Origin of the sequence: Streptomyces sp. NPDC057302, assembly GCF_042667685.1 — a bacterium.
Taxonomy (GTDB): Bacteria; Actinomycetota; Actinomycetes; order Streptomycetales; family Streptomycetaceae; genus Streptomyces.
In genome coordinates this window covers 14,341-26,349 of sequence record NZ_JBHUZJ010000048.1, presented here as the reverse complement: position 1 = coordinate 26,349, position 12,009 = coordinate 14,341, and the positions used below count along the sequence as shown (strand labels likewise).

10 protein-coding genes are annotated in these 12,009 nt (G+C 72.0%); 6 read left to right on the top strand and 4 right to left on the bottom strand.

The window, feature by feature from the left end:
* The first annotated feature begins 127 nt into the window (after positions 1-127).
* The 3 genes from ACFUPX_RS28405 (at position 128) to ACFUPX_RS28395 (ending at position 2,292) form a co-directional block, all read left to right on the top strand.
* The gene (locus tag ACFUPX_RS28405) at positions 128-664 is read left to right on the top strand and encodes an SAV_6107 family HEPN domain-containing protein (protein ID WP_383328621.1); all 537 of its coding nucleotides are present in this window, start codon (positions 128-130) and stop codon (positions 662-664) included.
* A 163-nt stretch (positions 665-827) separates the two neighbouring features.
* Positions 828-1,604 carry a class I SAM-dependent methyltransferase gene (locus tag ACFUPX_RS28400; RefSeq protein ID WP_383328618.1) on the top strand — a complete coding sequence of 259 codons (777 nt, stop codon included), beginning with the start codon at positions 828-830 and terminating at the stop codon, positions 1,602-1,604.
* Positions 1,605-1,878: 274 nt separating this feature from the next.
* Entirely contained in the window at positions 1,879-2,292 is a 414-nt protein-coding gene (locus tag ACFUPX_RS28395) for a DUF3040 domain-containing protein (protein ID WP_383328615.1), read from the top strand.
* An 80-nt stretch (positions 2,293-2,372) separates the two neighbouring features.
* Here ACFUPX_RS28395 and ACFUPX_RS28390 read toward each other — a convergent pair whose 3' ends face one another.
* From ACFUPX_RS28390 to ACFUPX_RS28375, 4 genes are all read right to left on the bottom strand, one after another.
* Complete coding sequence (locus ACFUPX_RS28390) at positions 2,373-4,823, bottom strand: DUF3488 and DUF4129 domain-containing transglutaminase family protein (RefSeq protein ID WP_383328612.1); 2,451 nt, start codon at positions 4,821-4,823, stop codon at positions 2,373-2,375.
* Between the two features lie 52 nt (positions 4,824-4,875).
* The gene (locus tag ACFUPX_RS28385) at positions 4,876-6,243 is read right to left on the bottom strand and encodes a DUF58 domain-containing protein (protein WP_383328609.1); all 1,368 of its coding nucleotides are present in this window, start codon (positions 6,241-6,243) and stop codon (positions 4,876-4,878) included.
* Complete coding sequence (locus ACFUPX_RS28380) at positions 6,243-7,262, bottom strand: AAA family ATPase (RefSeq protein WP_383328606.1); 1,020 nt, start codon at positions 7,260-7,262, stop codon at positions 6,243-6,245. Before ACFUPX_RS28380 ends, ACFUPX_RS28385 begins: the two co-directional genes overlap by 1 nt.
* A gap of 225 nt (positions 7,263-7,487) precedes the next feature.
* Complete coding sequence (locus tag ACFUPX_RS28375) at positions 7,488-8,048, bottom strand: beta-class carbonic anhydrase (protein ID WP_383328604.1); 561 nt, start codon at positions 8,046-8,048, stop codon at positions 7,488-7,490.
* 419 nt (positions 8,049-8,467) lie between these two features.
* Between ACFUPX_RS28375 and rsmH the strand changes: the two genes are divergently transcribed.
* Genes rsmH through ACFUPX_RS28360 form a run of 3 tightly spaced genes read left to right on the top strand, consistent with a single transcriptional unit; the run spans position 8,468 to position 12,006 of the window.
* A complete protein-coding gene (gene rsmH, locus ACFUPX_RS28370) occupies positions 8,468-9,424 on the top strand; it encodes a 16S rRNA (cytosine(1402)-N(4))-methyltransferase RsmH (RefSeq protein WP_383328601.1) in 957 nt (318 codons plus the stop codon).
* 48 nt (positions 9,425-9,472) lie between these two features.
* Positions 9,473-10,039: a septum formation initiator family protein gene (locus ACFUPX_RS28365; protein WP_383328598.1), complete on the top strand. Its 567-nt coding sequence runs from the start codon at positions 9,473-9,475 to the stop codon at positions 10,037-10,039.
* A 5-nt stretch (positions 10,040-10,044) separates the two neighbouring features.
* A complete protein-coding gene (locus ACFUPX_RS28360) occupies positions 10,045-12,006 on the top strand; it encodes a peptidoglycan D,D-transpeptidase FtsI family protein (protein ID WP_383328595.1) in 1,962 nt (653 codons plus the stop codon).
* The last annotated feature ends 3 nt before the right edge of the window (positions 12,007-12,009 follow it).

Sequence of the window (12,009 nt, the reverse complement as noted above, 5' to 3'; positions counted from 1 at the left end):
ACGACAACCGCCCTCGCGCCAGGTCAGGACAGAACCAACACCGCAGGTCAGAGCCGATTGTCAGTGGCGTACTACACGATGTGCACATACGGCCACATAGCCGTTACGCGACGACAGGAGGTTCGTCATGGCCAGCACTTCCGCAGCAGCCGCACGTCGGCACCGCCCCGTCGGCCCTGCCCCCGTGACCGCCGGCCCCGCGAGCGACGTCCACCCCGTCCTGCGCCGGGCCACGGCCCCGCCCGCCGCACTCGAACTGCTCGCCCAGGCCCGCGCCGGCATCGACGAGGCCGCGCACCTGGAAACGTCGAACGAGCGCTACGCCACCGCCCACCTGGCGGCCCTGCGCACCGCGGCCGCGGTCCTCGCCGCCCGCGGCCGCCCCGAGGCGACCCCGCGACGCAGGCAGCGGATCCGGAGCGCCTGGGAAGTGCTCCCCGAGATAGCCCCGGAACTGACCGAGTGGAGCGCCCTGTTCGCCTCCGGCGCGGCGCGCAGGGCCAGGGCGGAGGCGGGGATACAGGGCGCGGCCACCATCCGCGACGCGGACGACCTGCTGCGTGACGTGGCGATGTTCCTGCGCCTCGTCGAGCGGATGCTGGTGCTGCAGCCGGTGCTGCCCCAGCCCAGGCAGGAGCAGCCGGACACGGGCCGGGAGGGGTGACGGGACGGACTCCCGGAGGGGCGCCGGGACGAGTGACGGGGCAGTCGGCCGAAGGCAATAGGGTGGGAGCGCCCGCACCCTCCTGTCTGCGGCAAGAGCAGGTGGAGGGAACCCCCTAGCTCCGCCGCGGACGTGCGGTGGACGCGCCGAGGAGTCAACTGCCGTGTCGGACCCGATGCGCCCCCGCGCTTCTCTCCGTACCGCCGTGGTCTGGGATGTCCTGAAGGACGCCCTCGACCGCCGGGTCAAGGCCACGGGCCGGGAGTCACACTCCCTCGACGTGCTCGACACCGGAGGCGGCAGCGGCAACTTCGCCGTGCCCGTCGCCCGGCTCGGCCACCGCGTCACCGTCGTCGACCCCAGCCCGAACGCCCTCTTCGCGCTGGAGCGCAGGGCCGCCGAGGCGGGCGTCGCCGAGCGGGTGCGGGGTGTCCAGGGCGACGTACACGGACTCTTCGACGTCGTGGAGCGCGCCGGGTTCGACGCGGTCCTGTGCCACGGCGTCCTGGAGTACCTGGACGACCCCGCCGAGGGCGTGCGCAACGCGGTCGGCGCGCTGCGCCCCTCCGGCACCCTCAGCCTGCTCGCCGCCGGCCTCGGCGGAGCCGTGCTCGCCAGGGCGCTCGCCGGGCACTTCACCGAGGCCAGGCAGGCGCTCAGCGACCCGGCGGGACGCTGGGGCGAGGGGGACCCGGTGCCCCGGCGCTTCACCGCCGAGCAGCTCACCGAGCTGGTCGAGGCATCGGGCGTCAGGGTCGACGCGGTGCACGGCGTGCGGGTCTTCGCGGACCTGGTCCCCGGCGTCCTCGTGGACACCGAACCGGGCGCCCTGGAGGCCCTCCTCAAGCTGGAGGCGGCCGCCGCGGAGCTCGCCGCCTTCCACTCCGTGGCCACCCAGTTGCATGTGCTGGGTGAGACCCGGGATGCCGACGGGGCCTGACGCTCGGCGCGGCTGCCTCGCTGATCAGCGACGCAGCCGCACATGGAGTACGGCACACACCCCCCGAACGGGCTATGGGCGCCGTATGATCGAGGCAGACCGTCCGGCATGCCGGACCGGCCGCTGGGGAATGCACGCTTCAGCGAGCCGGAGCGGCAGGGTGGTCCGGTTTGGCGAAGTTGGCGCAGAGGGGCGGGTTTCACGGGGGCGATTCCCTGCCTATCCTGAAGGGGACCCCCGGTCGCCCCGGCGACTGCACGATGAGGAGGACTCCGTGCCGCTCTCGGAGCACGAGCAGCGCATGCTCGAGCAGATGGAGCGAGCGCTGTACGCCGAAGATCCCAAGTTCGCGACAGCGCTCGAGGGAAGCGGGCTGCGTACGTACACCCGGCGACGGGTCTACCAAGCGGTCGCGGGCTTCCTTGTAGGTATCGCCCTTCTCATGGCCGGAATGGTCGCCCAGCAGATCTGGGTGAGCGTGGTGGGATTCCTCGTCATGCTGGGATGTGCGGTGCTCGCCGTCACCGGATGGCGCAAAGCGCCCAAGCCAGGTGAACAGCCGGCCGCCGGTACGCCCGCGGCGCCGGGAGCCACTCCTGCCGCCCGTCGGCAGACCAGGCAGCGCCGGTCGATGATGGACCGGATCGAGCAGCGCTGGCAGCGTCGCCGCGACGAACAGGGCCAATGAGTTCTTAGCTGTGCCAGTCATGCGTAAGGGGTGACCGCCCAGGGCGGTCACCCCTTACGCATGTCCTCCTGCGCGGGCCCTCAGCCCTCCTGCTGCGAAGGCTGCGAAGGCTGCGGCGGCTGCGAAGTCCGAGAGGGCCTGCGCAGCGCCGTCCACCGCTTCGCGATCCGCTCGGACCACCGCTCCTTGAGCGCCGTCCAGCGGTCCGAGACCGCCCACACCACCCGAGCGGCCGAACGCGGGGCGAGCGTCGCCCGCAGCCGTGCCGGACGGCTCGCGGTGGCATCCAGACCGTCACGAATGCGGTGCACGTCGTCGGCGAGGCCTGCCGTCGGCTGGGGCCGCGGCGCGTAGAGCACCTGCTCGACCGCGGCAGCCAGGCGGTGGACGGACTCCGCGGGCGCCGCGGCGAGCTGCCCGATCCGTACGATCCGGGCCGCCGCCTTGCGCGGCGTCTGCGACTCGTCCGGCGCGATCCCGTGGTCCCAGGCCGTGTCCGTCACTTCGAGCCAGGCGGCAAGAGTGCGCGCTGCCGCATCCGCCTCGGTGCGGCCGGGCGAGCCCAGACGCACCGCACGGATCCGCTTGCGCCACAGCATCGGCAGCAAGGGCAGACCGAGGGCCAGGAGCGCCCCCAGGGACACGGCCACGATCGTGCCGATTGGCGGTCCTTCGCCGCCCGAGCTGCCCGCGAGCGCCGGGGCCGTGCTCGCGCAGCCGCCCTGCCGCTGCTGGTCGGGCGGGCAGCTCGCGGAGGCCGAGGGCTCGTCGGACGGAGCCGACGACGCACTCGACTCGGGCGCCGCCGGGTCGCTCGCACCGTCGGTCGGGGTGTCCGGGCGCGTGTAGTCCGGCACCGTGCCGCGGTTCGGGGTCGGCTCGAAGCGGGTCCAGCCCACGCCCTCGAAGTACAGCTCGGGCCAGGCGTGCGCGTCCCGCAGGCCGACCGACATCGAGCCGTCCCCCTTGGCGGTGCCGGGCGTGAAGCCCACCGCGACGCGCGCCGGGATGTCCAGCGTCCGCGCCATCGAGGCCATGGCGAACGAGAAGTGGACGCAGAAGCCTTCCTTCTGCTCCAGGAAGCGGGCGATCGCCGCCGGACCACTGCCCGCACGCACCTGCGTGTTGTACGTGAAGCCGCCCTCGGAGGCGAACCAGTCCTGGAGCTTGACCGCCTTCTCGTAGTCGTTCGACGAGCCCTTGGTGATCTTGCGGGCCTCGGAGGCGACCACGGACGGCAAGGTGTCGGGCACCTTGGTGAACTCATCGGCGATCTGCTTGGGCGGCTCGGAGGCGCCCGCCAGCTGCTCGGCCGTGGGCTCCACGACGAGGCTCTTGACCTCGTACTGCGCGCCCCGCGTCGTCTGGCCCCGGTCGCCCACCAGGGCGCGCCCCACCGGCTCGTACCGCCAGCGGCCGTTGATCTTCACCTCGCTCGCCGGGTAGGGCATCGGCAGCCAGTTCTGCCCGTAGTTCTCGGCGGCCGAGATGTTCGTCTGGATCTCGCTCCTGGGGACGTCCGGGTAGAGGCCGGGCGGGTCCTCCAGGCGTCGCGGTACGTCCTCGATGCTGCGGACCTTGCTCTTCCAGTTCGTGCCGTCGAACTGGTCGAGCGAGACGATCCGCAGGTAGAGGTTCTCGGTCTCCTTGGCGTTCGTCTTGTACGAGATGACCTCGCGGTCGTCCGGTTCGTTCAGGCTGTCCTGGAGCGCGACCAGCGGGTTCACCGCCGAGATCGTGCCGCCACCGCCGGAACCCGAGCCTCCGGCGCCACCGGAACCGTCCAGGAGCCCGCCGTCCAGGGCGGGCAGCGCCAGCGGCACCACCAGGGCGATGCCCAGCGCGACGGCACCGATGCGCCGCCCCGTGCGGACCGGAGCGACGGCGCCGCCGTCGGTCTCCAGGCCTCCCGCGATCCTGCCGGGCGCCCGTGCGGCGCCCCCGAAGACCCGCCCCCACTGGGAGAGCCGGTCCCGGCCCTCCGCGAGGAGCAGCAGCAGATACCCGGCGGCGGCGAGCAGGAACCACAGCCACCCCGCCCCGTCCCCGGAGAGCCCCGCGGCGACCGAGTACAGCGCGAGCAGCGGAAGACCCGCGGGCGCCGCCGTACGGAACGTCACCGCGAGGGCGTCCACCGCGAGGCCGATCACCAGGACGCCGCCGACCAGCATCAGCCGGATGCCGTCACTGAGCGGCGCCGGAATCGCGTACTGCCCGACGTCGTTGCCGCCCGCCTCAAGGAGCAGCCCGAACTCCCGGAAGACATCGGGACCCGGAAGCACCCCGCCGATCGCCTGCCCGCGGGCGAACACCAGCGTGAGGAGCAGCAGGGTCACCAGGGCCTGCACCGCGACCGTGACCGGCCTCGCCAGCGGGACCCGCCGGGTGAGCGCGCCCACACCGCTCTGCAGCGCGAGCAGGATCGCCGCCTGGACGAACCACGTCGCCGGATCGACGAGCGGCAGCATCGCCCCCGAAGCCATCAGCGTCGCCGCCGTGGCACAGAGCGCGAGTCGCGCGCGCCCACTCATGAACGTCCCCCTGTTGTCGTGCCCGTGGTCATCCTGCCGGGCAGGCCGCCGCTCATCCCCAGCCCCCGGTCGTCGTCCCCGCCGCCGGAGCCGGGCCCGTGCTCGCCCGCAGCTGGTCCGCCTGGCGCCACAGGTCCACCAGAGCGACCCCAGGAGGCACCGCCACGGCCGTCCAGCCCGCCTCGCGCAGCATCCGGACCCGCTCGTCGCCGGGGCCCTGCAAAGCGCCACCGGGGCCCTGCGCCCAGGCCGTGCTGTCCAGGACGAAGGCGACCGCGGCGCCGCTGCGTTGGCGCATCTTGGCGGCCACCGTCGCCTGCTCCTCGTCGAGGTCGCCCAGGAAGGCGATCAGCAGGCCTTCGTTGCCCCCGCGCAGCACGTCGTACGCGGGGGAGAGCCCCGCGCCGTCCGAGTGGTCGATCACCGCGAGGGTGTCCATCATCAGTCCCGCCGCGTCCGCCGACTCCTGGCTCGCGCCCGCGAAGCCGTCCGAGCCCTCGCCGGGCACGGAGTTGCCGGTGTCGGTCAACAGTCGTACGGAAAAGCCCCGTTCGAGCATGTGCACCAGGGCGGACGCCGTGCCCGACACCGCCCACTCGAAGGCCGAGTCCGGTCCCGCGCCCCGGAAGGCGTGCGCCCGGGTGTCCAGCAGGACCGTGCAGCGGGCCCGCTGCGGCTGCTCCTCGCGGCGCACCATCAGCTCTCCGTAGCGAGCCGTGGAGCGCCAGTGGACGCGGCGCAGGTCGTCGCCGTGGCGGTAGCCCCGCGGGATCACGTCGTCCTCGCCCGCGAGGGCCAGCGAGCGGTTGCGCCCGTCGCCGTACCCCTTGGCCTCGCCGGTCAGCCGCACCGCGGGCAGCGCCTCCACGCGCGGGATGACCGTCAAGGTGTCGTACGTCGAGAAGGAGCGGGTCAGTTCGCACATCCCGAAGGGGTCCGTCAGGCGCAGTTGCAGCGGGCCGAGGGGATAGCGCCCCCGCAGGTCCGAACGGACGCGGTAGGACACCTCCCTGCGGCCGCCCGCCTCCACCCGGTCGAGCACGAACCGGGGCCGCGGCCCCAGGACGTAGGGCACCCGGTCCTGGAGCATCAGGAGGCCCGTGGGAAGCCGCGAGACGTTGTCCATCCGCAGATGGACACGGGCCTCGGAACTGGCGGGCACGCGCGCGGGGGAGAGCCTTCGGCTGCCCGCGACGCGGTAGCGGGTGCGGTAGAGCACCGTCGCGCACACCAGTGGCAGGACGGCGAGCAGCAGCCCGACCCGGAGCAGATCGCTCTGCCCCAGGACGTACGCGCAGATGGCGGCGGCGACACCGGCCGCGAGGAACGAACGCCCGCGCGTGGTCATGCCCGCGAGCGCGGTCCGCAGCCCGCCCTTGCCCTCCTCCGCCTGCGCCGGCTGCGGCCCCCCGGCCGCCATCACAGCCTCCGCGCGCCGGGCGGCTGCTGACCGAAGTAGCCGCTGTTGGGCTGGACGGCGGCCGGTACGGGCGTGTGCTGGAGGATCTCCAGGACGACCGACTCGGCCGTACGCCGGTTCAACTGGGCCTGTGCCGTGGGCAGCAGACGGTGGGCGAGCACCGCCACGGCGAGGGCCTGGACATCGTCCGGCAGGGCGAACTCCCGGCCGCTGAGCGCGGCGGAGGCCTTGGCGGCCCGCAGCAGGTGCAGCGTGGCGCGCGGGGAGGCCCCGAGTCTCAGGTCCGGGTGGTTGCGGGTCGCCCCGACGAGCTCGACGGCGTACCGCCGGACGGAGTCGGCGACGTGGACCGTGCGGACCGCGTCGATGAGCTTCACGATGTCGTGCGCGTGCGCCACGGGCTGGAGGTCGTCCAGCGGCGACACGCCGCCGTGCACGTCCAGCATCTGCAGCTCGGCCTCCGGGTTCGGATAACCGATCGAGACGCGCGCCATGAAGCGGTCGCGCTGCGCCTCGGGCAGCGGATAGGTCCCCTCCATCTCGACGGGGTTCTGCGTCGCCACCACCATGAAGGGGCTCGGCAGTTCGTAGGTCTGCCCGTCGATGGTGACCTGGCGCTCCTCCATGGACTCCAGGAGCGCGGACTGCGTCTTGGGAGACGCGCGGTTGATCTCGTCGCCGATCACGATCTGCGCGAAGATCGCGCCGGGCTTGAACTCGAAGTCCCGGCGCTGCTGGTCGAAAATGGACACACCAGTGATGTCCGACGGCAGCAGGTCGGGCGTGAACTGGATACGCCGCACGGAGCAGTCGATGGACCGCGCCAGCGCCTTGGCGAGCATGGTCTTGCCCACGCCCGGTACATCCTCGATCAGCAAATGCCCCTCGGCGAGGAGCACGGTCAGCGAAAGCCGTACGACCTCTGGCTTACCTTCGATCACACCCTCGACCGACCTGCGGACACGCTCCGCTGTGGCGGTCAGATCTGTGAGGCTCGCTCGATCGTCATAGGTCGTCACCCGGCCCTCCTCGGACACGTTCTCCGGGCCGACGCATGTGTGTGCGGCCCGGCCCACCCCGAATCACGGACACCACGCACGAATCGTTCAGCGTGGTGCCCCACCCGCATTCTTGTTGGGCATACCGGGTTGTGTCACTCGCCCGCGGATAACTGGCGGCGATATGTCGTGGCTTGCGGCCTTATGCCGGGCGGACCGTTCCGGAAAGGTCCGGTCCGGAGCCCGTCACCCAGGGTCGATCTCCCGCAGCAGACCGGTGGTCACATCGAAGACGAATCCGCGCACATCGCCGGTGTGCAGAAGGAACGGCGACGTCCGCACGCGCTGCATCGACTGCCGCACGTCCTGGTCGACGTCGCGGAAGGCCTCCACGGCCCAGGCGGGCCGCTGGCCGACCTCGAGCTCCAGCTCGTGCCGGAACTCCTCGGTGAGGCTCTCCAGACCGCAGCTGGTGTGGTGGATCAGCACGACGCTCTTCGTGCCGAGGGCGCGCTGGCTGATCGTCAGGGAACGGATGACGTCGTCGGTGACCACGCCGCCCGCGTTGCGGATGGTGTGGCAGTCGCCCAGTTCGAGGCCGAGCGCGTCGTGGAGGTCGAGGCGTGCGTCCATGCAGGCGACGACGGCCACGCCCAGCACGGGACGTGCGTCCATGCCGGGATCGGTGAAGCCCGAGGCGTACCGGTGGTTCGCCTCGACGAGGCGGTCCGTGACCGTGCCGTCGGTGGCTATGTCACCGATCGGCTCTGCGGGGGTGCGGCCCGTAGGAGATGCGGAAGTCGACATGACTATGACCGTAGTCGGCACCGATCGCTCGGGCCCGCTGTGAGAAGGGACAAAGAACGTCAATGACTCTTGTTGTGAGGCAACCCACAAAGGTGGGCCGCGCGCGCCCGAACGGGTGACGGAGCCGGATCCACGACTCCCACGAGGACCCGTCCGCGACGCGCAGGCCAGTTGATTGACCGGGCGACACCGTGGACTAAAGTGACGCGAAGTGGGAGCCGTGACCTGCTCCCCGCTGGACTGTTCACCCGGGGATTCCCTGAATCCCCCCACGTGCGCGGCGCGTACGTACGGCTCGGCCTCCTCCCGCTCCCGGTCGGCTGACGCCACTTCCCCGGCGCCAGCAGGCCATTCCCCTTTCCGAGCGGGCGGGGACCCGGCCGTGCGCACGACGTCCGTGCCGGACCTGAGAGGGCCCTTTGAGCCAGACCCGACACGTCCCGGTGATGCTCCAGCGATGCCTGGACCTGTTGGCTCCGGCGCTCGCGGAGCCCGGCGCGGTCGTCGTGGACTGCACCCTGGGACTCGGCGGCCACAGCGAGGCGCTCCTTTCCACCTTCCCGTCGGCCCGCCTCATCGGCCTCGACCGCGACAAGGAAGCCCTGCGGCTCTCCGGGGAGCGGCTCGCCCCCTTCGGCGACCGGGCCGAACTCGTGCACGCGGTCTACGACGAACTCCCCGACGTGCTCGACCGGCTCGGCATCGCGAAGGTCCAGGGCGTCCTCTTCGACCTCGGCGTCTCCTCCATGCAACTCGACGAGGCGGACCGAGGGTTCGCCTACGCGCAGGACGCGCCCCTGGACATGCGCATGGACCAGACGACCGGCGTCAGCGCCGCCGAGGTCCTCAACACGTACGCGCCGGGCGAACTGGTCCGGATCCTGCGCCAGTACGGCGAGGAGAAGCAGGCCAAGCGGATCGTGAGCGCCGTGGTGCGCGAGCGCGACAAGGAGCCGTTCAGCAACAGCGCGCGGCTCGTCGAGCTGATCCGCGACTCCCTGCCGCAGGCCGCCAAGCGCACCGGCGGCAACCCCGCCAAGCGCACCTTCCAGGCCCTGCGCATCGAGGTCAACGGCGAGCTGAGCGTCCTGGAGGCGGCCATCCCGGCGGCCGTGAAGACGCTCGCCGTCGGCGGCCGCATCGCCGTCCTGTCGTACCACTCGCTGGAGGACCGGCTGGTCAAGCAGGTCCTGGCGGCCGGCGCCGCGACCACGGCCCCGCCCGGTCTGCCGGTCGTCCCCGAGCGCTACCAGCCCCGGCTCAAGCTGCTCACGCGCGGCGCGGAACTGCCCACCGAGGAAGAAGTCGCCGAGAACCGCCGGGCGGCCCCGGCACGGCTGCGGGGTGCGCAGCGCATCCGCGAGGAGACTCCGTGAAGCGCGCCCTGCGGGAGCACCCGTGAACGGCGTCCCTGAGGAGGCCCCATGAGCAAGAAGCCCGAGCTGCGCGGAAGGGCCGCCCGGCTCGCGCGGCTGCTGCCGTCGGGGCCGAGCCAGGCCGCGCGTACGCCGTTCGTGCTGCTGGTCGTGCTGCTGCTCGGCGGCGGACTGATCACCCTGCTCATCCTGAACTCCTCGCTGAACGAAGGCTCGTTCCAGCTGAGCGAGCTCAAGAAGGAGACGACGGAGCTCACGGACCAGGAGCAGGAGCTCCAGCGGGACGTGGACGCCTACGCCGCTCCCGACGCCCTCCAGCGCCGCGCCCGCGAGCTCGGCATGGTGCCGGGCGGCGACCCGGCCTTCCTGAACCCGGACGGCACCGTGCGCGGTGTCCCCGAGGCCGCCGAGCAGTCCTCCGCCCTGCGGCCCGATCCGCGCCCCCAGGAGGTCGCCTCCCCGGCGCCCTCGGTCTCGATCCCGGTGGCGCCCACGGCCCCGCCCTCGCCGACCCCACCGCCCCAGGCATCCCCGGCGCCCTCCGCCACAGCCCCGTACGCCCCGCCCACGCCCACCCTCTCCGCGACGCCCGGCCCCACGACCTCCGGCAGGTGACGTAAGTGACGGACCGCCAACCCCCGCGACGCAGGGTCCCGGGTCCCGCGCGGCCCTCGCGCCCCGCCCGCCCCGGCGAACAGCGCCGCCCGGGAGCGGGGGCCCGCCCCGCGGCCCGCCGCCCGCGCCCCGCGGCCTCCAAATCCCGCACGATCCGGCTCGGCAGCCCGCGGCCCCGGCTGCGCATGGTGAGCCTCGGCCTGACCCTGGTGATGCTGGCCTTCGTCGTACGCCTCCTCCAGGTGCAGGCGGTCGACGCGAGCGTGTACACGACCAAGGCCGAGAAGAACCGCTACTTCAGCCATGTCCTGACCGCCGAGCGCGGTGGCATCACCGACCGCGGCGGCGTCGAGCTGGCCGCGAGCGTGGACGCGTACGACATCACGGCCGACCCCACGATGTTCACGGCCAAGGAGATGGGCATCAAGGACGCGCCCGAACAGGCCGCGGCCCTCCTCGCCCCGATCCTCGACAAGGACGTCGACCGGCTCACCGAACAGCTCAGGACGCCCAAGACCCGCTACGTCCTGCTCGCCCGCCGGCAGACCCCGCAGGTCTGGAAGCAGATCAAGGACCTGCGCGGCGCGCTCGCCGACAAGGAGCAGGCCGACGAGAAGAGCGCCAACGTCCTCGCGGGCGTCTTCCAGGACCCCAGCAGCAAGCGCGTCTACCCGAACGACACCCTGGCCGCCGGAATACTGGGCTGGGTCAACGCCGAGGGCAAGGGCGCGGGCGGCGTGGAGCAGCAGCTCAACAAGGAGCTCGCGGGCAAGGACGGCAAGATCAGGTACGCCCAGTCGGGCGGCCACCAGGTGCCGACCGCGGGCAGCACGGAGACGCCCGCCGTGCCCGGCTCGGACGTCGAGCTCACCATCGACCGCGACATCCAGTGGGCCGCGCAGAACGCCATCACCGAGCAAATGGAGAAGTCCAAGGCGGACCGCGGCTACGTGATAGTGCAGGACAACCAGACCGGCGAGGTCCTGGCCATGGCCAACTCCCCGGGCTTCGACCCGAACGACCTCTCGCAGGCCGACGGCACGGCGCTCGGCAACGCCTCGCTCCAGGACGCCTTCGAGCCGGGCTCGACCGCCAAGGTCATGTCCATGGCCGCCGTCCTGGAGGAGAACGCGGCCACGCCGGGCACACACGTGACGGTCCCCAACCGGCTGCACCGCGGCGACCGGCTCTTCAAGGACGACATCGACCACCCGACCTGGCACCTCACGCTCAGCGGCGTGCTCGCCAAGTCCAGCAACATCGGCACGATCCTGGCCACCGGCGAGCTGGGCAGGACCCAGCGGGAGGCCAACCGGTCGCTCTACTCGTACCTGCGCAAGTTCGGCATCGGCAGGGAGACCGGACTCGGCTTCCCCGGCGAGACGTCCGGCATCTTCGCGGCCCCCGACAAGTGGTCCACCTCGCAGCAGTACACGATCCCGTTCGGCCAGGGCTTCTCCATCAACGCGATGCAGGCGGCCTCCGTCTACTCGACCATCGCCAACGACGGCGTACGCATCGAGCCCACGCTGGTGCGCGGCATAAAGGGTCCCGACGGCCGCTTCACGCCCGCCCCCAAGCCCAAGAAGACCCGCGTGGTGAGCGAGAAGACGGCCAAGACGGTGTCGCAGATGCTGGAGTCCGTCGTCGACGACGAGGAGGGCACCGGCACCAAGGCCCGCATCTCCGGATACCGGGTCGCGGGCAAGACGGGTACGGCCAACCGGGTCGACCCCGAGACCGGCAGGTACAAGGGTTACACCTCGTCGTTCGCCGGGTTCGCGCCCGCCGACAAGCCGCGTGTCACCGTCTACTGCGCCATCCAGAACGCCACCAAGGGCAGCTATTTCGGCGGCCAGATCTGCGGCCCCATCTACAAGGAAGTCATGCAGTTCGCCCTCAAGACGCTCCAGGTCCCGCCCACCGGCAAGGGCGCGGCCAGGCTTCCCGTCACCTTCGAACCCTGAGCC